This is a genomic window from Actinopolymorpha cephalotaxi, from assembly GCF_013408535.1.
GTDB classification, from domain to species: domain Bacteria; phylum Actinomycetota; class Actinomycetes; order Propionibacteriales; family Actinopolymorphaceae; genus Actinopolymorpha; species Actinopolymorpha cephalotaxi.
Window position 1 is genome coordinate 755,609 of sequence record NZ_JACBZA010000001.1, and the last position, 20,577, is coordinate 776,185.

The 20,577-nt window shown below is 72.4% G+C and carries 24 protein-coding genes; 10 read left to right on the top strand and 14 right to left on the bottom strand.

Translation table 11 applies throughout. The features are described 5' to 3' along the window. Position 1: 1 nt before the first annotated feature. Positions 2-1,081 carry a bifunctional NAD(P)H-dependent oxidoreductase/GNAT family N-acetyltransferase gene (locus FHR37_RS03420; RefSeq protein WP_092886996.1) on the bottom strand — a complete coding sequence of 360 codons (1,080 nt, stop codon included), beginning with the start codon at positions 1,079-1,081 and terminating at the stop codon, positions 2-4. 31 nt (positions 1,082-1,112) lie between these two features. Here FHR37_RS03420 and FHR37_RS03425 point away from each other — a divergent pair, with 31 nt between their 5' ends. The 3 genes from FHR37_RS03425 (at position 1,113) to FHR37_RS03435 (ending at position 3,054) form a co-directional block, all read left to right on the top strand. After that, a complete protein-coding gene (locus FHR37_RS03425; protein WP_092886999.1) occupies positions 1,113-1,571 on the top strand; it encodes a MarR family winged helix-turn-helix transcriptional regulator in 459 nt (152 codons plus the stop codon). A 122-nt stretch (positions 1,572-1,693) separates the two neighbouring features. Next, positions 1,694-2,599, top strand: coding sequence for an N-acyl homoserine lactonase family protein (locus tag FHR37_RS03430; RefSeq protein ID WP_237769010.1), 906 nt, complete (start codon positions 1,694-1,696; stop codon positions 2,597-2,599). Positions 2,600-2,610: 11 nt separating this feature from the next. Next, on the top strand, positions 2,611-3,054 hold the full coding sequence (locus FHR37_RS03435) for an SRPBCC family protein (RefSeq protein ID WP_175542722.1): 444 nt from the start codon (positions 2,611-2,613) through the stop codon (positions 3,052-3,054). A 12-nt stretch (positions 3,055-3,066) separates the two neighbouring features. Here the strand turns inward: FHR37_RS03435 and FHR37_RS03440 are convergent, their stop codons facing one another. Beyond that, positions 3,067-3,738 carry a Crp/Fnr family transcriptional regulator gene (locus tag FHR37_RS03440; RefSeq protein WP_092887005.1) on the bottom strand — a complete coding sequence of 224 codons (672 nt, stop codon included), beginning with the start codon at positions 3,736-3,738 and terminating at the stop codon, positions 3,067-3,069. After that, positions 3,735-4,190: a nuclear transport factor 2 family protein gene (locus tag FHR37_RS03445; protein ID WP_092887009.1), complete on the bottom strand. Its 456-nt coding sequence runs from the start codon at positions 4,188-4,190 to the stop codon at positions 3,735-3,737. Before FHR37_RS03445 ends, FHR37_RS03440 begins: the two co-directional genes overlap by 4 nt. Positions 4,191-4,318: 128 nt before the next feature. Between FHR37_RS03445 and FHR37_RS03450 the strand changes: the two genes are divergently transcribed. After that, on the top strand, positions 4,319-4,954 hold the full coding sequence (locus FHR37_RS03450) for a hypothetical protein (protein ID WP_139239123.1): 636 nt from the start codon (positions 4,319-4,321) through the stop codon (positions 4,952-4,954). Between the two features lie 14 nt (positions 4,955-4,968). Here the strand turns inward: FHR37_RS03450 and FHR37_RS03455 are convergent, their stop codons facing one another. Next, complete coding sequence (locus tag FHR37_RS03455; RefSeq protein ID WP_092887015.1) at positions 4,969-5,478, bottom strand: GyrI-like domain-containing protein; 510 nt, start codon at positions 5,476-5,478, stop codon at positions 4,969-4,971. Between the two features lie 138 nt (positions 5,479-5,616). Here FHR37_RS03455 and hutI point away from each other — a divergent pair, with 138 nt between their 5' ends. Then, a complete protein-coding gene (hutI, locus tag FHR37_RS03460; RefSeq protein ID WP_092887018.1) occupies positions 5,617-6,801 on the top strand; it encodes an imidazolonepropionase in 1,185 nt (394 codons plus the stop codon). A gap of 16 nt (positions 6,802-6,817) precedes the next feature. Here the strand turns inward: hutI and FHR37_RS03465 are convergent, their stop codons facing one another. The 3 genes from FHR37_RS03465 to FHR37_RS03475 form a co-directional block, all read right to left on the bottom strand. Next, the gene (locus FHR37_RS03465) at positions 6,818-7,741 is read right to left on the bottom strand and encodes a carbohydrate kinase family protein (protein ID WP_092887021.1); all 924 of its coding nucleotides are present in this window, start codon (positions 7,739-7,741) and stop codon (positions 6,818-6,820) included. A gap of 21 nt (positions 7,742-7,762) precedes the next feature. Beyond that, positions 7,763-8,191, bottom strand: a complete 429-nt coding sequence (locus FHR37_RS03470) for a CBS domain-containing protein (RefSeq protein WP_092887024.1) — start codon at positions 8,189-8,191, stop codon at positions 7,763-7,765. Between the two features lie 316 nt (positions 8,192-8,507). Beyond that, positions 8,508-9,302: an inositol monophosphatase family protein gene (locus tag FHR37_RS03475; RefSeq protein WP_092887198.1), complete on the bottom strand. Its 795-nt coding sequence runs from the start codon at positions 9,300-9,302 to the stop codon at positions 8,508-8,510. A gap of 169 nt (positions 9,303-9,471) precedes the next feature. Here FHR37_RS03475 and FHR37_RS03480 point away from each other — a divergent pair, with 169 nt between their 5' ends. Further along, on the top strand, positions 9,472-9,966 hold the full coding sequence (locus FHR37_RS03480; RefSeq protein WP_092887027.1) for a DUF2231 domain-containing protein: 495 nt from the start codon (positions 9,472-9,474) through the stop codon (positions 9,964-9,966). 30 nt (positions 9,967-9,996) lie between these two features. On the opposite strand, the gene rsgA is transcribed toward FHR37_RS03480, so the two are convergent. The 6 genes from rsgA to aspS all read right to left on the bottom strand — a co-directional run bounded on the left by rsgA (position 9,997) and on the right by aspS (position 17,116). Continuing rightward, a complete protein-coding gene (rsgA, locus tag FHR37_RS03485; RefSeq protein WP_092887030.1) occupies positions 9,997-11,013 on the bottom strand; it encodes a ribosome small subunit-dependent GTPase A in 1,017 nt (338 codons plus the stop codon). Further along, a complete protein-coding gene (gene aroA, locus FHR37_RS03490; RefSeq protein ID WP_092887201.1) occupies positions 11,010-12,302 on the bottom strand; it encodes a 3-phosphoshikimate 1-carboxyvinyltransferase in 1,293 nt (430 codons plus the stop codon). Before aroA ends, rsgA begins: the two co-directional genes overlap by 4 nt. Before the next feature lie 245 nt (positions 12,303-12,547). After that, positions 12,548-13,885, bottom strand: a complete 1,338-nt coding sequence (locus tag FHR37_RS03495; protein WP_092887033.1) for an MFS transporter — start codon at positions 13,883-13,885, stop codon at positions 12,548-12,550. 162 nt (positions 13,886-14,047) lie between these two features. Beyond that, a complete protein-coding gene (locus FHR37_RS03500) occupies positions 14,048-14,674 on the bottom strand; it encodes a winged helix-turn-helix domain-containing protein (protein ID WP_092887036.1) in 627 nt (208 codons plus the stop codon). Between the two features lie 163 nt (positions 14,675-14,837). Then, complete coding sequence (locus FHR37_RS03505; RefSeq protein WP_092887039.1) at positions 14,838-15,566, bottom strand: DoxX family protein; 729 nt, start codon at positions 15,564-15,566, stop codon at positions 14,838-14,840. Positions 15,567-15,760: 194 nt separating this feature from the next. Then, a complete protein-coding gene (aspS, locus tag FHR37_RS03510) occupies positions 15,761-17,116 on the bottom strand; it encodes an aspartate--tRNA(Asn) ligase (protein ID WP_092887042.1) in 1,356 nt (451 codons plus the stop codon). A 450-nt stretch (positions 17,117-17,566) separates the two neighbouring features. Between aspS and FHR37_RS03515 the strand changes: the two genes are divergently transcribed. The 4 genes from FHR37_RS03515 to rsrA all read left to right on the top strand — a co-directional run bounded on the left by FHR37_RS03515 (position 17,567) and on the right by rsrA (position 20,254). After that, positions 17,567-18,376: an SOS response-associated peptidase gene (locus FHR37_RS03515; RefSeq protein ID WP_092887204.1), complete on the top strand. Its 810-nt coding sequence runs from the start codon at positions 17,567-17,569 to the stop codon at positions 18,374-18,376. A gap of 30 nt (positions 18,377-18,406) precedes the next feature. Then, the gene (locus tag FHR37_RS03520; protein ID WP_092887045.1) at positions 18,407-19,069 is read left to right on the top strand and encodes an alpha/beta hydrolase family protein; all 663 of its coding nucleotides are present in this window, start codon (positions 18,407-18,409) and stop codon (positions 19,067-19,069) included. Between the two features lie 286 nt (positions 19,070-19,355). Continuing rightward, a complete protein-coding gene (locus tag FHR37_RS03525; RefSeq protein ID WP_092887048.1) occupies positions 19,356-19,970 on the top strand; it encodes a sigma-70 family RNA polymerase sigma factor in 615 nt (204 codons plus the stop codon). Continuing rightward, the gene (rsrA, locus tag FHR37_RS03530; protein ID WP_092887051.1) at positions 19,967-20,254 is read left to right on the top strand and encodes a mycothiol system anti-sigma-R factor; all 288 of its coding nucleotides are present in this window, start codon (positions 19,967-19,969) and stop codon (positions 20,252-20,254) included. The genes FHR37_RS03525 and rsrA overlap by 4 nt, the downstream gene beginning before the upstream one ends. A 176-nt stretch (positions 20,255-20,430) precedes the next feature. Here the strand turns inward: rsrA and FHR37_RS33410 are convergent, their stop codons facing one another. Continuing rightward, positions 20,431-20,505, bottom strand: a complete 75-nt coding sequence (locus tag FHR37_RS33410) for a 50S ribosomal protein bL37 (protein ID WP_378079813.1) — start codon at positions 20,503-20,505, stop codon at positions 20,431-20,433. Positions 20,506-20,577: the final 72 nt, after the last annotated feature.

Sequence of the window (20,577 nt, forward strand, 5' to 3'; positions counted from 1 at the left end):
CCTAGGACACGCCCTGGCCGACGGCGAGCTTGGCCAGTCGGACCGCCCCGGCCTCGTGGGTGCCGGCAGCCTGCTGATACCCGGCGCTCTCGTAGCGCCGGATGTTCGTCTCGCTGCGGGCGCCGGTGGACAACACGATGTGACGGCAGCCGGGCTCGCGGGCGTCCTCGGCGACGCGGAGGAGCCAGCTGCCAAGGCCCCGGCCACGCAGGTCGGGTACGACGCCCAGCCGGCCGACGTGCCAGGTGTCGTCGACCCGGCGCGCCCTGACCATGCCCACGAGTCGACCGTCCTGCCACAGACCCCAGGTGTGCCAGGTCGTGAGCCACGCCTCGACGTCCTCCAGCGACTCCTGCAGGGCGGGGATGGCCAGGGTGTCGTTGGCGAATGCTTCGTCGACCCAGCAGCATCGCTGCAGAACCGCGACCTGGGCGGCGTCGAACGGGGCCAGGCGCCGCAGGTACGACCCGGGGAGTGGGCCTGGCACGGCCTCGTTCTGCTCTCGTTCACGCAGGGGCCGAAGCGCGTGGGAGACCCGCACCAGCTCCTCCAGCAGTTGAACGGCAGCCTGGTCGCGATACGCATCCGGACGGAGCCGGTCGTTCTCGACCGCTTCCCCGATGCGGATCGCGAGCGTGGCGCCGAGTGGGACCAGCCGCAACGTGGTCACCACCTGTTTGGCGTGCTGGACCGACCGCGTGCCGGCCGAGGTGTTCCCGTAGCTGACGAAGCCGACCGGCTTCCACGCCCACTCGCCGGAGAGGTAGTCCAGCGCGTTCTTGAGGGTCGCGGGCATGCCGTAGTTGTACTCCGGCGTCACCACGACGAAGCCGTCGGCGGCGCCGACGATCGCGCTCCACCTCCTGGTGTGTTCGTTCCGGTAGATGCCCGTCGAAGGATGCTCCTCCTCGTCGAGGAACGGCAGATCGACGTCCGCCAGGGAGACGGGCACGAGCTCGACGAAGTGTTCGGCGGCGGTCGGGGCCATCGTCCGGGTCAGCCACTCACCGATCACCGGGCCGAGAGCTCCGGGACGGGTGCTGCACACGAGAACGAGTATCCGCAGGGGTTTCGTTGACATGGAAATGAACTGTAGCTGCTAGATTGATTACATGTCAAAGAAATTGCCGCCGAAGTCCGTGCGATGGCTGAGTGAGGACGAGGACCGGGCATGGCGGGCCTTCCGGCGCACGATGATCGCCGTTCAGGAACGAACCGCCAGGGATCTGGCGGACGTGGGTCTGTCCGAGGCCGACTACGAGGTGCTCAGCACTCTGTCGGAAGCCACGCACCACACCAGCACCCTGCACGCGCAGGCGGCCAAGATGGCCTGGTCACGTAGCCGCCTGTCACGGCACGCCAGCCGCATGGAGGCGCGCGGGCTGATCGAACGCCTGCCCGACCCGGACGACGGCCGGGGCTGTCTGCTGGTCCTCAGCCCCGATGGTCTGCGGACTCTCCGGGAGGCCGCTCCCGCCCACGTCGCCTCGGTCCGGCGCCACTTCGTGGATCGCCTCGATCCGGCGGACCTGGCTGCCCTCGAGCGCATCGCCCAGAGGGTGGAGAGCTGACGGCCCGGCGGGTACCGAAGTCACACCTGTGCGGACTTTCGTCACAGCGCACCGGGTGGCGCGAGGTCAGAGTTGTCGCGTAGCCGCTCGAGAGGAGCGGTGTCGCCGACGAAGGAACTCTCGTGAGCAAGCTGCCTGACCCGATAGCCGACGTGTCCGTCCTGAGCACCGGATCGGTCGTCATCCGTCCCGAACACGTGGGCCCGACCAAGCTGAACACCTACGTCTGGCTGGCGACCTCGCGCCGCTGGACGAAATCACTGCCGATCAACGTGTACGTGGTCGAGCATCGCGACGGCCTGGTGTTGTTCGACACCGGACAGGACCGGGCATCGGTCACCGACGCCGGCTACTTCCCCGGCGGGCTCAACGGGCTGGTCTACTCGCGGTTGAGCAGGTTCTCCATCGCCGAGGACCAGACGCTCACCGCCGGGCTCGCCCGTCTCGGACACGACGTCCGGGACGTGCGGACCGCGGTGATCTCCCACCTCCACCAGGACCACATCGGCGGCCTGCGCGAGCTGGGCCACGCCCACCTACTGGTCAGCCGGCCCGAGTGGGCGACGCTCGCGAAGCCGTTCCCGGAGGCGCGCGGCCTGATGCCCCGGCACATCGACCTGCCCGGGCTGCGCTGGAACCCGGTGGACGCCGAACCCCTCGGCGACGCGGCGGTCGCGCCGTTCACCCACGGCCACGACGTTTTCGGCGACCGGAGCGTCGTTCTGCTGCCGACCCCGGGGCACACCCCCGGATCGCTGTCCATGCTGGTCCGGCGTCTGGATCGGCGCCCGCTGCTGATGGTGGGCGACCTGACCTACGACGACCGGCTCCTGAACGCCGGTCACCTGCCCGGGGTGGGCGACAAAAGGCAGATGCGCCGGGCCGTACGGATGGTCAACGAGCTGCGCACGAACCTGCCGGGTCTCGTCGTACTCCCGGTGCACGACCCTGGTGCCGCAGCTCGGCTCCGCGACGCACTGGCCGCCGGCCCGGTCCGGCCGGACGCCACCGTGCGGCCGAGAGCATGAGGGGAACGGTCATGGAGTTCAGCAACACCGTGCGGATCGAACGCCGGCCGGAGGACGTCTTCGCGTTCCTGAGCCACTTCGAGAACCTGCCCCGCTGGAACTACGCCCTGGACCGGACCGAGCGGGTCGGCACCGGGCCGGTCGGCGTCGGCGCGCAGTACGTCCAGGCTCGGACGGTTCCCCGGTCCGCCGTCGAGAGGTTCGAGGTGGTCGAGCACCGCCCGGACCGGGCCGTGGCCATCCGGGGCCTGCTGGGACCGTTCGACACGACCAGCAGCTACCGCCTCGAACCGGTGGGCGAGGCCACTCTGCTGACCAACTCCATGCGGCTGGAGCGGCCGGGCATCCTGCCACTGGCGACCCTGGCCGGGCCGAGGGTGCGGTCGGCCGTCGCGGAGAACCTGCGGGTGCTCAAGGAACTCCTCGAGCTCGGCGCCGACCGCTCATCGACGTGACCGCCGCGGTCGTCAGTCGGGCAGGTGCGCGAGCGCGTCCGGATCGAGCAGCCGGATGCCGCCGGGACCGCCGGAGACGAGACCGTCGGCACGGAGCGCGGCAAGAGTGCGGGCGACGACCTCGCGTACGGTGCCGACCGCGTCGGCAAGCTCCTGGTGACTCGCCCGTACGACCAGCGCCTCACCCTGCTGGTGCTCGGTGGCGAGGTCGAGAAGGTGCCGGCCGAGGCGCCGGCGTACCGGCCAGAACGCGTTCATCGCCAGCTCCTGGAGCAGACCGTCGACGCGTACGGCGAGCTCGTCGGCCATCCACGTACCGACGCGGGGGTCGCGCCGGGCCAGCTGCGGCAGCACCCCGGGGCGGGTCGCCACCGCCACCGCGTTGGTGACGGCGTACGCATAGACCGGTGCGGCTCCGGAGACGACCACGGGCAGGCCGAGCAGGTCACCCCGCCGCGCGTACCGCACCGTGACCTGGCGTCCCTCCTCCGAGACCATCGAGACCCGGAGGAGTCCCTCGACCACCAGGTGCAGACCCGCGCTCTCCCCGGGCCGGTACAGCACGTTGCCGGCCGCCGCCCGGATCACGGTGTGGCCGTCGAGCAGCCGGGTGAGCACCTCGGGCGGCAGCTGGGCGAGCGGGCCCTCCGCCGCCGCGGCACGCGGGTCGGTGCTTCGGTTCACGGCTGCAGCGTCGCGATCAGGGCGTCGACCTCGTCGGCCGCCTGGGCGCTCCGGATCGGGTCGATGTAGTCGCGGGACTCGACGATCTCGCCGTCTCGTACGCGCAGAACGAAGACGCACGGGACCTTCGTCACCGGACCGTCCGGCCGGAAGAACTCGTAGCCGAACTCCGCGACGATCACCTCCGGATCGGTGGTCTCGTGGACGACGACATCGACGACCCGCCTCCGCGGGATCGACACCGCGGTGTCCGGCGGGACGGTGAAGTGTGCGCGCAGCGAGCTCCGGCTTGTCAGCGGCGACACTTCGGGTGTCGCCATCGCATGCCGCACGTCGGTCTTCTCGGCGTACAGGTCCGCCAACTCCTCGAACCGGCCGTCGGCCACACCGTGGACGAGGCGGAGGAACACCTCACGTGGGCTGGGGTTCGGGTTGGGCGTCGTGGAACTCATCCGGCCTCTTGCTCCCATCGTTGCTTCGCACTGGTCAGCGGCACGAGCATGGCCGATACTCACGGTCAGCCGGGCAGCCTGACAACCAGGTTGTGCCGGTCGAGAGATGCGGTCGACGGGGGAGTCGGATGGCAACTGCTACGGAAACGCCGGTGCCGGAGAGTGTGGCCACCGGTGAGCGCAGCCACCGGATGGTGTGGCCGTTCGTGGCGGCTCTGCTGGCAGCGGTCGTGGTGGTCGCGGGCTGGTATGCGTACGCCCGGTCGTACGCGCCCCTGCACGTCGACTCCTACGCCGGCACGAAGAGCGGTTCGGTCACCCTGGAGTCCGACGACTGGGGCGCGTCGCGCTTCGTGCTGCACGGGCACCAGGGACAGCGCGGCGAGGTCGCCTACATGCTGAGAAACGACGGCCGGCACGCGGTACGGCTGTCCGGGCTGGCGCCCTACGACAGTGCCGACACCACACTCCTCGCGGCCGGGTGGACGCCGTTCCTGACCGCGAACCGGGTGGGCGGCGGACTTCGCAGCGACCTGCGGAACTTCCCCGTCACGATCCGCCCGGGCGAGGCGGTCAACGTGTGGCTCACCGCCGTCCGGCCGAAGTGCGGCCCGGGCATCACGGTCACCTTCTGGACGGTCCGACTGCGCTGGTCCGCCCTCGGAGTCGAGCACCGCGACCAGATCCCGCTCGGTCAGGTGCCGGAGGAAGAAACCTACGAGCAGACCGCCATCCCGATCCAGGTCTGCGGCCCGAGGTCCTGAGCAACGAGGGCCCTTCAGGCGAGGCGGAACGCGAGCTCGGTCTCCCACTTCGACGGGTCGGGCTCCTCGGCCGGGTTGGTGTGCCAGATCTCCAGCCGCGATCCCCAGCGGTCGCCGCGTTCGGACTTCTCGACGTCGAACGCGAGGTCCCGGTCGGCGGCCCACTCCAGCAGCTTCGCGGTGACCTCGATCAGCCGGTCGGGGTGGCCGACATGCGTCAGAGTGACGTACTTCCCGGCCGGGAGTACGCCGGCACGGATCGGTCCGTCGTCGTCCACCGGCGAGGCCACCGGGACGCCGACCTCGACCTCGAGCTCGCGTTCCATGTCGATGACGTGGTAGCGGAAGAACGGCGCACCCGCCGGCGCGATCCCGCGCTCGGCCAGCCACCCGAAGACCCCCGGCATCCGGTCGGCGATCTCGTTCATCGTGGTCATCGTGACCCGCCCGGTGATCCCGGCGTAGGGCTGCTCGGGGCGCTCGACCACTCGCGGGCCGGACGTGGCGTTCGTGGGTGTGCTCATGCGGGGAAGACCGGCCGGGGACCGGAAACTCATCGGGCGCGGCCACCTTCGCGTGCCCGCCACGATTCTCACGGCACACCCGAGGGTGGGGTGCGGAAAGGGCGGGCAGACCGGGCCGGACTGGGGCAGGCTCGACGGATGGTCTCGGTCCTGCTGGACGACATCGGTCTGCTCGTCACCAACGACCCGGAGCGCGACGCCCCGCTCGGTGAGCTGCGGAACGCCGCGGTGCTCGTGGAGCGCGGTGTCATCCGCTGGGTCGGGCCGGCCACGTCGGCGCCGGTCGCGGACAGCCGGATCGGATGCGGCGGCCGGGCGGTGCTGCCCGGTTTCGTGGACAGCCACGCCCACCTGGTGTTCGCGGGTGAGCGGGCGGAGGAGTTCACCGCCCGGATGAGCGGCCGCCCCTACGACGCGGGCGGCATCGGTCTCACCGTGCGGGAGACCCGGGCGGCGCCGGACGAGGTGCTGCACGCGCGGACCGGCGCACTGGTCGCGGAGATGCTCGCGGGCGGCACGACCACGGTCGAGATCAAGAGCGGGTACGGCCTCACGGTGCGCGACGAGGCGCGTTCGCTCGCGGTGGCCGCCGCCCTCACCACCGAGACCACCTACCTCGGCGCGCACGTCGTACCGCCGGAGTACGCAGGCCGCCGCGACGACTACGTGGATCTCGTACGCGGCGACATGCTGGCGGCCTGTGCGCCGGTGGCCCGCTGGGTCGACGTCTTCTGCGACCGGGGCGCGTTCGACGCCGACGAGTCCCGCGCGGTGCTCGCCGCCGGGATCGCGGCCGGGCTGTTGCCGCGGCTGCACGCCAACCAGCTGGGGCCCGGACCCGGCGTGCGACTGGGCGTCGAGATCGGCGCCGCCTCGGTGGACCACTGCACGCACCTGTCGGAGGAGGACGTGGCCGCGCTGGCCGGTTCGGCGACGGTGGCGACGCTGCTGCCCGGCGCGGAGTTCTCCACCCGCTCGCCCTACCCGGACGCGCGCCGGCTGCTGGACGCGGGAGCGACCGTGGCGCTGGCCACCGACTGCAACCCGGGTTCGTCGTACACCTCGAGCATGGCGTTCTGCGTCGCGCTCGCCGTCCGGGAGATGGGGATGACGCCGGCGGAGGCGGTGTGGGCGGCGACCGCCGGTGGCGCGAGGGCGCTGCGCCGCGACGACGTGGGCGTGCTCCGCCCGGGTGCGCGGGCGGACCTGACGGTGCTCGACGCGCCGTCGTACGTCCACCTCGCCTACCGTCCGGGCGTTCCGCTGGTACGCGAGGTGTGGAAGGACGGCCGCCCGGTCTCGGGTCACGCGTGGGCGCGGTGACTCCAGCCGGGCCCGTTCAGGAGGTCGGTCGCTCCAGCAGCGGGCTCAGGTGCACGGTCGTCAGTGCGCGGACCGCCTGCTCCGCGCCTGCCCGCAGAGCCCGCGGTGCCGGGGAGCCGGCCAGGTGCGCGTGCAGGAAACCCGCCATGAACGCGTCGCCCGCGCCGTTGGTGTCCACCACCGTGGCGACCGGCGCGGCCGGCACCCGGTGCACGTCGTGGCGGTCGTCGACGGCCACCGCCCCCTGCGCCCCGAGCGTGCACACCGCGATCCTGGCTCCGTCGGCGACCAGGGCGTGCAGGAGCGCGAGCGGGTCGTCGAGCTTGTCCGCGTTCATGAAGACGTACGACGCGGCGGCGGCGAACGGCCGCTGGAACGCGGCGCTGCCGTCGTAGTCGTGCAGATCGGTCCAGATCGGCACGTTCGTCGCGCGTACGACGTCGATCAGGTCCCGGGAGTGCTCGGACAGGTCGAGGACCACGGCGCGGGCGCCGGCCAGCTGCGCGCGCAGGCCGGGATCGGGACAGCCACCGTCCGGCGGACCGCCGCCGGGAACCTTCGGCAGGTCGAGGTAGATCGACAGCCGGCCGCCGTGGGAGTCCATGAGGTTCAGGTGCCGCTCGCTGGCGCCGGGCACCCGGCGCACCCGCAGCGGTACGCCGGCCGCGGTCAGCGCGGTCCGGATGCGTTCGGCATGGTCGTCGCTGCCGAGCACCGTGTGCAGCGTCACCGACCGGCCGAGGTCGACCAGGTGCAGCGCCTTACCGGCCGAGGTGCCGCCCAGCGTCTCGACGTCGCCGTCGGCGACCACCATGTGCGGGCGCGGTTCGGGGAGTTCGGCGACCCGCACGATGTGGTTCCACGAGGCAGGGCCGCACACGACGACATCGCACCCGACGACATCGGACGTACGACCGGACGTGGGACTGTCGGAGCGCATGCACCAATGATGGCCCGGCGGTCAGGCCTGGGCGATGTAGTTCTCCAGCTGCTCGCGTTCGAACTCCAGCTCACCGATCCGGGTCTTCACCACGTCGCCGATGCTCACCAGCCCGGCGAGCCGGCCGTCGGCGACGACCGGCACGTGGCGTACGCGCTGCTCGGTCATCAGCCGCATCAGCGAGTCGACGGTGGCGTGCGGTGCGCACGTGTGCACCTGGCTGGTCATGATCGTGGACACCGGCTGGTCGAGGAGCCGGGACGGGTCGGTGAGATGCCGCACGATGTCGCGCTCGGAGACGATGCCGGTGATCGTGGCACCGTCCTCGCTGACCACGACCGCGCCGATGTTGGCACTGTCCAGCAGCTGGAGGAGGTCGCGTACGGCGGCGTCCGGTCTGATCGTCACGACCTTGGGGCCCTTGCCGCGCAGCACGTCGCTGATCCGCATCACCGGCTCCCTTCGCGCCCTGCCGGTCCGACCTGCGGCCAGCACCGGCCAACGTTCCGTGTTGGGCACGCTAGCCCGGACCGGGCCGCAAAGAAATCCCCCGCGGTGGCGTATGCGCGTAATTACCGGGAAGTCCGCCGGCCCGCCATGGGGAGGGCTCGCCCCCGACACCGGCGAGGGCGGCCTTGGCGGTCACCCGATCATCGGCGCGACGATCACGCGGCGCGACCGGCGACCAGGTGCGGTGATCGCCGGCGTGATGATCGCGAGCCCGGTGATCGCGGGCCTGGTGATCGCGGGCCTGGTGATCGCCGGGTCAGTCCTTCGGGTCGCCGATCAGGCCGAGGACCTCGTCGTGCAGCAGGCCGTTGGTGGCGAGCGCGCCGTTGCCGTACGGGCCGGGAACACCGGCCAGGGACGTGAACCGTCCGCCGGCCTCGTCCACGATGACACTCAGGGCGGCCATGTCGTGCAGCTCGAGCTCGGGCTCGCAGGCGATGTCGACGCTGCCCTCCGCCACCAGCATGTACGACCAGAAGTCGCCGAACGCGCGGGTGCGTCCGCAGCTTTCCAGCAGTCGCCCGAACCCGGCGCCGCGTCCCTCGTCGATCCACTCACCGGGACCGGAGTAGGACAGGAACGCCTCGGGCAGCGTGGCGACCTTCGACACCTGGCACTGCTGCGCCAGCCGCATGCTGCGCCCGGCGTGCGCACCGTCGCCCTTCGACGCCCACCAGCGCCGGCCGAGTGCGGGAGCCGACACCATCCCGACGGTGATCTCCTCCTCGACGGAGAGGGCGATCAGGGTGGCCCACACCGGCACGCCGCGGACGTAGTTGGCGGTGCCGTCGATCGGGTCGACGATCCAGCGGCGGGCGCTGTAACCGCTGCGGCCCATCTCCTCGCCCTGGATGCTGTCGCGGGGGCGGGCCCGGCCGAGTGTGCGGCGGACGGCCTCCTCGACGGCGGTGTCGGCCTCGCTCACCGGAGTCTCGTCGGCTTTCGTCGACACCTGCAGGTCAAGCGCACGGAACCGGCTCATCGTGAGCGCGTCTGCGTCGTCGGCGATCATGTGAGCGAGCCGCAGATCTTCGGTGTGCGTCGAGGCCATGGTGCACACGGTAGTGGGCCCGTGATGATCGCACATTTCGACCCGCTGATCGAACCGCCGGTGGGGCTCGGACGTGTGGGTAGGAAACCACCGGTCGGCGCACGTGGCGTACCGGCGCAGGTGGCCGCGCGGTGATGCCGCGGAAGCAGTACGAACCCTGGAGGGTGGCATGTTCGACCGGGCCTTCGGACTTCCCCTGCACGTGCTCGTCAACCACCTGACCATTGTGTTCGTCCCGCTGACGGTGCTCGCCGCACTGGCGTTCGCGGTGGTCCCACGGTGGCGGTGGCTGCTGCGGTTGCCCATGGTGGCCGGTGCGGTGATCTCCCTGGTGGCCACGTTCGTCACAGTGCGCAGCGGCTACGCGTTGTACGACCGGCTGAACAGGCCGGCCGTGGTCGAGGTGCACGAGCACCGGGGCCAACTGCTGCAGTGGATCGTCCTGGCGTTCGTCGTCTGGTGCCTGGTCTCGGCGTACGTCCTCGGCGGCCCGGGTGCGCCGACCCCGCGCTGGGAGGTGGGCCGGCGCCGGGCCGCGGGAATCGCCCGGCCGGTCCGGATCGTGGTGGCGGTGGTTCTCGTCGTGCTCGCGGTGGCGACGGGGATCCAGGTCGTCCTCACCGGTGACGCGGGTGCCCGCGCGGTGTGGGGCGCCGGCGGATAGCAGCCCTCGTTCCGGTTTGCCGGTCGCCGGTCAGTCGCCGGCGTGGAACTCGCGGGAGTCCAGCAGCCGGCGGTAGGACTCCACCCGGGCCGCGTCCAGCCGGCCCTCCGCCACCGCCTCGTCCAGGGCGCACTCAGGTTCGGTCCGCTGGTGGGTGCAGCCGCGGGGGCACTCCTCGGCCACGTCGTCCAGGTCGCCGAACGCGCCGATCAGGCGGTACGGGTCGACGTGCGCCAGCCCGAACGACCGGATGCCCGGCGTGTCCACGATCCAGCCGCCGAACGGCAACGCCAGCATCACCGCCTGGGTCGAGGTGTGCCGGCCCCGGCCGGTGACGTCGCTGACCTCGCCGGTCGCCCGGTGAGCGTCCGGGATCAACGTGTTGACCAGCGTCGACTTGCCCACCCCGGAGTGACCGACCAGGACGCTGACCCGGTTCGCGAGCCGCTCGCGGACCAGCTCGCCGAGCTCCTCGTCGTGCCGGGTCACCACCGACTGCACGCCCAGCGGGCGGTAGATGTCGAGCAGGTCGTCGGGGGAGGCCAGGTCGGCCTTGGTGAGACACAGCAGCGGCTCGACGTCGGCGTCGAAGGCGGCGACCAGGCACCGGTCGATCAGCCGTGGCCGCGGCGGCGGGTCGGCCAGCGCGGTGACGATCACCAGCTGGTCGGCGTTGGCGACGATGGGGCGTTCGATCGGGTCGTCGTCGTCGGCGGTACGCCGCAGGACGGTGGCGCGCTCCTCCACCTCCACGATCCGGGCCAGCGTGCCCTGGTCCCCGGTGACGTCGCCGACCAGGCGTACCCGGTCGCCGACGATGACGCTGGTGCGGCCGAGCGTTCGGGCCCGCATCGCGAGCACCTGGCGGGCGGCGTCGTCGCCGTCCTCCACCCGGCAGGTGTAGCGGCCGCGGTCGCGGGTGACCACCACCGCCGTGGTGGCGCCGGCGTAGTTCGGGCGCTGCTTGGTACGCGGACGGGTCCGCCGCGCCGGCCTGCCGTAGCTCTCGTGGTCGTCGACCTCGAACCGGCGCTGCCGCGGAGTCACGCAGCCGCCTCCGGGCCGAGCATGGCCGTCCACATGGCCGCGAAGTCCGGCAGGGTCTTGCCGGTGGTGGCGATGTCCTCGACGCGCAGGCCCGGGACGACCAGTCCGAGAACGGCGGCGGCGTGCGCCATCCGGTGGTCGTGGTAGGTGCGGAAGTCGCCGCCGTGCAGCGGGCGCGGCGAGATCTCCAGGCCGTCCTCGGTGTCGCGTACGTCCCCGCCCAGCCGGTTGAGCTCGGTGGCCAGGGCGGCCAGCCGGTCGGTCTCGTGGCCGCGGATGTGCGCGATCCCGCGCAGCCGGGACGGCCCGGTGGCCAGCGCCGCCACGGCGGCCACCACCGGGGTCAGTTCGCTCACGTCGTGCAGGTCGAGGTCGACGCCGGTGATCGTGTCCGGGCCGGACAGGGTGAGCCCTTCACCGTCCAGCCGTACGTCCGCGCCCATGAGGGTGAAGATCTCCCGGAGCGCGTCCCCGGCCTGCTCGGTGGTCCCGGGCCAGCCGGGCACCCGGATCCGGCCGCCGGTGACCAGGCCCGCGGCGAGGAACGGCGCGGCGTTGGACAGGTCGGGCTCCACGTCGGTGTCGTACGCCCGGACCGGACCCGGGTCCACCCGCCAGGTGTGCGCGTCGCTGTCGTCGACGGCCACGCCGCGCTCGCGGAGCATCGCCACCGTCAGGTCGATGTGGGGGAGCGAGGGCACCGGCTTGCCGACGTGGTGGACCGTCACGCCGGCGTCGTAGCGGGCGCCCGCCAGCAGCAGCGCGGAGACGAACTGGCTAGACGCCGAGGCGTCGATCTCGACCGTGCCGCCCGGCATCGCGCCGGTGCCGCGCACGGTGAACGGCAGTGCGTTGCGGCCGGCGTCGTCGACCGTGCCGCCGAGGGTGCGCAGCGCGGACAGGATCGGGCCCATCGGCCGCTCCCGTGCCCGCGGGTCACCGTCGAAGTCGATGTCGCCGTCCGCCAGCGCCGCGACCGGCGGGACGAAGCGCATGACGGTGCCGGCCAGCCCGCAGTCGACCTGGGCCGGACCGCGCAACGGCTCCGGCGTGACCTGCCAGCCCCGCGGGGTCTCCTCGATCCGCGTACCGAGCGCGCGCAGCGCCCCGGCCATCAGGGCGGTGTCCCGGGCCCGCAGCGGGTGCCGGACGTCGGAGGGCCCGTCGGCGAGTGCGGCGAGCAGCAGCGCGCGGTTGGTGATCGACTTCGACCCGGGAACGCGGACGTCGGCGTCCACCGCCGCGGCGGCGAGCGGCGCGGTCCACAGGTCGCTGGCGAGTCTTCCCATCGAACGCCGAGCGTAGCCGACCGGTCGGGCCGCGTACTCCGCCACGTCACGCCGCGGCGGTGAGGTCACCGCCCGGCGGAGCGATCACCGCCCGGTCGGGAAGATCGCCCGCTGCCGATCCGGCCGCATCGGGGTACGCGGTGTCAACCGCGGCTTGCGCGGGCGGACGATGCCGGATCGTCGCCGGACCGCGACGACGGGCTCGAGGACCGGGAGCTCGGCAGAGGTCGGCTGTAGGGGATCGACTACAGGGGCCGAAGGTTTCGTACGCCCTTGGACAGGCTGGCCACCACCGCTGCCACCGCGAGGATCCCGGCGAACACGAGGAACGCGCCGCGGCCGCCCCACCAGGTCACGGCCGCGCCGCCGAGCAGCGGCGCCAGCGGCTGCAGGCACTGGGCGAGCAGACCGATAGCGCTGTCGACCCGGCCCTGCATGTGGTCCGGTGTGATCGCGATCTGGTAGCCGACCATGCCGGCGTTGAGAGTGGGGCTGGGCAGAATCGCCAGCGCCAGCAGTCCGGCCACCAGGTAGGTGCCCGGCACGAACGCCGCCGCCGCGACCAGGCCGGTGATGACCCAGAGGAAGCCGACGATGAGCGTCTGGATGCGGATCCGGGGCTGCAGCCACGGCGCGGCCAGCGCACCGAGCAGGCCGCCGACCATGATGGCGGACTGCACGGCGCCGACGGCCGCGGGCGGCGTCCCGCGCTGCAACAGCACCACCACGAGGACGAAGAACACCCCGGCGAACGCCGCGTTCGCCAGCGGTGCGAGCACCAGCACCGCCCGCAGGAACGGGTCGCCGACCACGAACCGCAACCCCGACCGGACCGCGCGCCCGAGGGGCTCCGGCCTGGTTGTGCGTACCTCCTGCAGGGGGCGCCGGATCAGCCACACAGCGACCAGCGAGACGACGTAGGAGATCGCGTCGGCGAGGAACGGTGCCCAGCGGGCCAGCGCGAACAACGCGCCCCCCAGCGGCGGCCCGGCAAGTTCGGCCGCGTAACCGCGCGCCTCGTTGCGTGCCGCCGCGGTCGGCAGTTGCCCGGCCGGAACGATGTGGCGGACCGCGGCGGTCTGTGCCGGTCCGAACAACGCGCCGGCTCCGCCCTCGATCACCGCCACCACGAGGATGAGCGGCAGCGACGCCCACCCGCCGACGATGGCGAGTACCAGTCCGACGGCCGCGCCCGCCCGCAGCGCCTCGCAGCCGATCAGGACGCGGCGCCGGTTCCAGCGATCCACCAGTGCGCCGGCCGGCAGGCCGAGCACGGTGCCCGCCGCCATCCGTACGGTGCCGGCCAGCCCGGCCTGCAGAGGTGAGCCGGTGAGTGCCAGGACCAGAAGCGGATACGCCAGTCCGGCGGCGCCGGAGCCGAGCTCGGAACAGGCCTGGCCGATCCACAGCCGCCGGAAGTCGCGGTTGCGGTGCAGGGGGACCGGCGGATCCGCCGGCGCCTCGCCGGTCGGGTCAGGCCCCTTGGCGCCGTCGGCCCTCTCGGCACCATCGGCCCGCACAGCCGGGCCGGCCCGCTCGGCGTCGTCGACCCGCTCGGCGCCGTCGGTCGTGTCGCTGGCCATCCGCGCCCCCTGCGGTCCACGCCGACGCCGGCGCGACGGTCAGTTGTGAAGGTAATGCTTCACATCTGTCCGGGGCAAGAGAGTTTCACCGGGGCTGTGCGATCGGCCGGGTCACCAGGCGGGTCACCGGTCAGGTCGCCGCCCGGGTTCGAGCACGCCTGCCTAGGACCCGCCCTGGTCGACGATCGGCACCACCATCAGCGAGGTGCGAACCCGCCGGGTTCCCTCGCGCCGCCGCCGGCCCAGCCGCTGGAACGGCTCCGCGGCCGCGTGCAGCGCGGTGAGGAGTTGTTCGGTCTCGGCCGCGGTGAGGTAGGCCGTGCCGGTGTCCAGCCCGACCTTGCCCCGCCACTCCGCCGGCAGCGTGGACTCCCCGGCGACGTACGCGTGCAGGTCGGCACGCTGCGCGTCCAGCAACGCGCCGCCGAGCAGGGTGACCGCCGCCCGCTGGGCGCGAGTGGCGAGGGAGGCGACGTTCAGCGCCCTGGCGGCCGCCCGCCAGGGCCGGGCCCGGCCGTCGGCGGCGGCGGACTCGTCGCGTTCGACGATGCCGAGGTCGGCCAGGGCGCGCAGGTGGTAGCTCATCGCGCTCGGCGTCAGGCCGGTGAGCTCGGCGAGTTCGGTGGACGTGGCCACCCGTCCGCCGTACAGCTCGTCGATGACGGTCAGGCGCGCGGGATGGCTGAGTGCCCGGATGGCGCGCGGGTCCTCGAGAGTGATCTGGGAACGGCGGCGCCCGCCCGGGCGACGTGCGGGCGGCATACGGCCGGAGGGTGCGGTGCGAGCCATGAACCCGACCCTAGGCCGTGGTTCGCGGTGGATGCCCGACTCGTGTCGCCCCGCATCGCGGCCGGCCCGGAACACACCGGCAGAAGCCAGCCGGCGCCGACCGGTCGGCGAACAGGGTTCACCGACCGGTCGGCGCCGGAAAGTCGCTCGACCTCGCCCCGGGTCAGTTCCCGATGCCGGCCTTCGCCAGCACCGGCTTGGCCGCGTGCGTGGCACCCGAGCCCAGGGCCTTCGCCGCCTTGCCGGCCCGCTTCGCGTCGCGCTTGGCGCCGCGGGTGAGGCGGGACGGGCTGGTCGCCCTGGCCGCGAGCCTCGCCTCCTGGCGGGCGAACAGCTTGGCGAGCTTGGCCTCCTGCCGGGCGGTCCGGGTGGCGATCTTCGCCTCCCGGCGGGCGCCGCGGGTCATCCGCTTCGTCGCCGCGCGGGTGTGCTCGGCGCTGTGGCTGGCCCGCCAGGCCAGTCCCGGCTTGCCCTCGGTGTCCACCGCGGCGAGGAGCAGCCCGCCGAAGATGCTGACGTTCTTCAGGAAGTGGACCTGCTGGCTGCCGCGGGACTCGGCGTCGTCCTCCTGCCAGAACGCGTGACCGGCGTACGTCGTCGGCAGCACCGAGGCGGCGAGCGCGAGCGCGCCCCAACGGCGGCCGACGCCGGTGGCGAGGGCGATCCCGCCGACGACCTGGACAACGCCGTTGATGCGGACGAGCGTGCGCGGGTCCTCGGGGATCCGGTCGGCGATCGCGGGCGGGGCCACCCGCTTGGCGGCCGGAACCAGCTGGTCGGTCACCGACTTCGCGCTGGGCACCAGTGGGTCGGGGTTGCGGATCGCGCGGACCCCGTGGACCACGAAGGTCGACGCGAGCATCGGACGAGCGAGCATTCGTACGAGCGTCATGGGATCTTCATACCGCGTCCGGGGGTGGTCCGAACATTCCGACTCCCTCCGGCGGCACACCAACTGGCCGAAACCTGTCGGGTGACCACGCAGCGTGGCTCCCGGGCGGGGCTCGAACTCGACCCGGCGTCCGGGTGCCGCACCGAACGGCACGGCACCCGGACGCGACCGACCCGGACTCGACTCGGACGGGCTCAGGGCGCCAGGCGGTGCAGGTCACGCGGGAACAGCGTCACCTGCCGGATGTTCTCCGCGCCGACCAGCCGGGCGACGAACCGCTCCAGCCCGAACGCGAACCCGCCGTGTGGCGGCATGCCGTACCTGAACGTCTCGAGGTACGTCGCGTACGGCTCCGCCGGCTGGCCCGCCGCCTCCAGCGCGGCGAGGTAGTCGGCGTACCTGTGCAGCCGCTGCCCGCCGGTGACGAGCTCGACTCCGCGGAACAGCAGGTCGAAGGAGTTCGACCAGCGCGGGTCGTCCGGCTGCGGGTGGGTGTAGAACGGCCGCTTCCTCATCGGGTAGCCGACGACGAACACGAAGTCGCTGCCGTGCTCACGCAGCGCCCACTCACCGATCGCGCGTTCGTGCGCGGGCGCGAGGTCCGGCTCGTCCGGGTCGGCGCCCACCAGCGCCAGCGCGTCGGCGAAGTGCAACTCGGGGATCCGCGGCGGCAGCTTCGGCAACTCCACCCCGAGCCGGTCCAGCGCGGCCGGTGCCCGCTCGCCCACCGCCGCCAGCATCCCGCCGACGACCGAGGAGACGACCTCCATCACGTCCCGGTGGTCCCGGACGAACCCGAACTCCGCGTCCAGGGAGACGTACTCCGCGAGGTGGCGGACCGTGTCGTGCGGCTCGGCCCGGAACACCGGGCCCACCTCGAAGACCCGCTCGAACACCCCCACCATCGTCTGCTTGTAGAACTGCGGCGACTGGGCGAGGTAGGCGGGCCGGCCGAAGTAGTCCAGCTTGAAGACGTTCGCGCCGCTCTCGGTGGCCGACGCCACGATCTTCGGGGTCTGGATCTCGGTGAACGCCAGGCCGGTCAGCGTCTCCCGGAAGCCCGCGACGGCGGCCGCCGCCAGCTCGAACGGCGCCCGCAGCAGCGGGTGCCGCAACGTGACCGGCGCGTGGTCGAGCAACGTCGGCAGGCCGGCGTTGACAGCCGGGCGCCACAGCTCGATCGGCGGGGTCGGCGCGGGGTCGGTGAGGGGTGTGAAGGCCGGTTCGCCGACCTCGACCCCTCCTGGTGCCTGCGGGTTGGCCACGGCCTTCCCGGTCACCTCGACGACTGTCTCCTCGGCGTACTCCTCGATGCGTTCCACGGTGGCCGGGTCGCGCACGACGACCTGGGCCAGCCCGGAGCGGTCACGGAGTACGACGAACGTGACGGACGCGAGGCGCCGGCGGCGGTGGATCCAGCCCGCGAGCCGGACGTCCTCACCGGCCCGGGCGGGCAGCTCGGCGGCGAGAGTACGGACACCTGCCTGCTCGAGGGTCTGCTCGGAGGACTGCTCGGAGGTCTGCTCGAACGCATGGACAGGTCGCTGCATGGTGGTCACCTCCCACGGGTGCGGGACCCCTGGACTGCTGCGCAGTCACTGGGCGGGTCCCTGCCTGGTTGCGTCCCCTGGGGTGTGGGCGAGGGGGACTCGCGGTGCCACCACACCTTCGCCGCCGATCCCGCTGAGCGCGGGGCCCGGCGGCCTCGTTCGGGCCCGTTGACGGGGGCCGGTCGGCGGGGCTTACCAGCCGGGTGACCGGCGTTCTTCCCCGCGGCTCGGGAGTGTCTTCGCGTGGGGTTCGGAGGCCGCCTTCTCAGCTGCCGGCCGGCTCTCTGGGCTCCGGGGTGCCCCGCGCTACTTGTCTCCGTCGTCGCCGTTGGCGCCCAGCGTACGCGTGGCGGCGACAGTCCCGCACCCGGGATTTGGCACCCCGCCGGGCTGCTGAGAACAATGGGGGCGGCGCCGGTCCGCCCGGACCGGTCACGGGAGGTGGTCGGTGTGTGCGGAAGATACTCGCTGAGCCGGGACCCTGAGGATCTCGCCCGCGAGTTCGAGGTGACCCAGGTCGACGTGCGGGAGAAGCTGGCCGACTACAACGTCGCACCCACCAAGCAGGTGGCGGTGGTGGTGGACCGCCCGCCGCGCAGGGGCGACGACGCCAAGCCGGCCACGACAGCCAAGGACGCCAGGACCGGCAAGGGCGGCGAGGGCGACGACGCAGGGCTCGAACGCCATCTCCGTACGGTCCGCTGGGGCCTGATCCCCTTCTGGGCCAAGGACCCCAAGATCGGCAACCGGCTGATCAACGCCAGGCTGGAGACCGCGGCGGAGAAGCCCGCGTTCCGCAAGGCGTTCGCGTCCCGCCGGTGCCTGGTGCCCGCCGACGGCTACTACGAGTGGTACGGCGAGAAGAAGGGCCACAAGCAGCCGTTCTTCATCCACCGCAGCGACGGCGGTGTGCTGGCGATGGCCGGCCTGTACGAGATCTGGCGCGACCCGGACAAGGGCGAGGACGACCCCGACCGGTTCGTGTGGACGTGCACGGTGCTCACCACCACCGCCGAGGACGAACTGGGCCGCATCCACGACCGGATGCCGCTGCTGGTCGAGCCCGCGGAGTACTCCACCTGGCTGGACCCGCGCCGCGACGACGCCGACCAACTGCGTTCGGTGCTGGTGCCCGCGGCGCCCGGACGGCTGGACGCGTACCCCGTCTCGACCGAGGTCAACAACGTGCGTAACAACGGCCCACAGCTGCTCGATCCACTCCCGGCGGAAGAGGCGGGCGACGTGGCGGACCCCCGTTAGGGTGTGTCCACCCCTGCGGATGAGGACGTCATGAACACCGTGAGCGAACGCGTGGTGGAGACCCCGGAAGGTCCCGCCCGCCTGATCTACAACCGGGGCCGCCGGACGGCCGTCACCCTCGTCCTCGGGCACGGCGCCGGCGGCGGGGTGGACGCCTGGGATCTCGCGGTGCTCGCCGAGGCGCTGCCCGAGTACGACGTGACCGTGATCCGCGTCGAGCAGCCCTGGCGGGTGGCCGGCCGCAAGATCGCGTCCCCGCCGGAGAAGCTGGACCAGGGCTGGATCGCCGCGCTGAACAGCATGCGCACGAGGACGCCGCTGATCGTGGGCGGGCGCAGCGCGGGCGCCCGGGTCGCCTGCCGGACCGCCCGAAGCCTCGGCGCGATCGGCTGCCTGGCGCTGGCGTTCCCGCTGCGTCCGCCGGGCCGTCCGGACAGGTCCCGCGCCGACGAGCTTCGCAACACCGGGGTGCCCACGCTCGTCATCCAGGGGGAGCGGGACGCCTTCGGCGGGCCGAGGAACATGCCGAGGGGCCTGCGGCAGCAGAAGGTCGTGGCCGTGCCCGGCGCCGACCACAGCTTCGTGGTCCCGCGCTCCGCGCCGCTCACCCAGGAGGAGGCGCTCACCCTGATCGCCGAGTCCGCGCTGGAGTGGATCGCCCGGACGTCCGGGGCCGAGCTGCCGCAGCCGTGAGCGACTCGTGGCGACCCGCCGGGCGGACTCGCCGACGCGGATGTCCGGCCCGCGAGGTTTGTGGAGGTTTCGCCCGGCGGCAGGGAATGTTCGGCGGACCGGGAAGCGTTCCGGTCTGCGACGGTGCCGCGCGAGTGTCGGGTGCCGCCACGAAGGAGGTCCAGTGGTTGCCGCGTGCCAGAACCGCCCGACGCCCTCCACCCAGCCGCCGCCGGAGGCGGTCGCGGTCTGGCGTGAGTGGACTCCCGAAGACGGCTCCTCCTCGGTGGGGCTATCCTCGCGGGCGATGACAGCTGCCGTGAACGCCGAGACGCCGGAGGAGCGGAGCGCCCGATTCGAGCGGGATGCCCTGCCCTTCCTGGATCAGCTGTACAACGCTGCCCTGCGGATGACCCGCAACCCGGCGGACGCGGACGACCTTGTGCAGGAGACCTTCGCCAAGGCGTACTCCTCGTTCCACCAGTTCAGCGAGGGAACCAACCTCAAGGCGTGGCTGTACCGCATCCTGACCAACACGTTCATCAACACCTACCGCAAGCGTCAGCGGGAGCCGCAGCGCGCCGCCACCGAGGAGATCGAGGACTGGCAGATCGCGCGCGCGGAGTCGCACACCTCGGCAGGGCTGAAGTCCGCCGAGGCGGAGGCGCTGGAGCACCTGCCCGACTCCGACGTCAAGGAGGCCTTGCAGCAGGTGCCCGACGACTTCCGGATGGCCGTCTACCTCGCCGACGTGGAGGGCTTCTCCTACAAGGAGATCGCCGACATCATGGGAACACCGATCGGCACCGTGATGTCCCGGCTCCACCGGGGCAGGCGCCAGTTGCGTGAGCTGCTGCAGGACTACGCCCGCGGGCGCGGGCTGGTGCCGGCGGCGGACGCGAAGGGTGGCGAGAACGCATGAGCTGCGGCAAGCCCCACGAGACCGACTGTTCGGAGGTCCTCGAGCGGGTCTTCCTCTTCCTCGACCGGGAGATGGAGGCCGCGGACTGTTCGCAGATCCAGCGGCACCTGGACGAGTGCGCACCGTGTCTGCAGAAGTACGACCTCGAGGGCCTGGTGAAGTCCCTGGTGGCGCGCTCCTGCGGACAGGACAGGCCGCCGAGCGACCTTCGCCAGAAGGTGCTCCTGCGCATTCGTGCGGTGCACGTGGAGATCAGCGAGGACTCCGGGCCGCAGGCGGGCTGACCCCCGGCCGTTCCGCCCGCGAGTCCGGGCCGCCGCACCCCCAGGACACTCCGGGACACTCCGAGGTCGCCACAGACGAAGACGGACCCCACGCCATCGGCGGTGGGGTCCGTTCGTTTTCCAGGGACAGGGCGCGGGACCGCGCTCGGACCCTGGTGGCCTGCGCTGGCGGCGGCTCAGGTGTTGGGGCGCTTGCCGTGGTTGGCGGCCTTCTTGCGCCGGGCCCGACGTCGCCTTCCGTTCTTCGCCATCTCGTCACCCTCTCGTGGTCCGTGTGTCGCGCACGGTGCACCGATGCGTTCGTACGCCCGGGCATCCTCCCA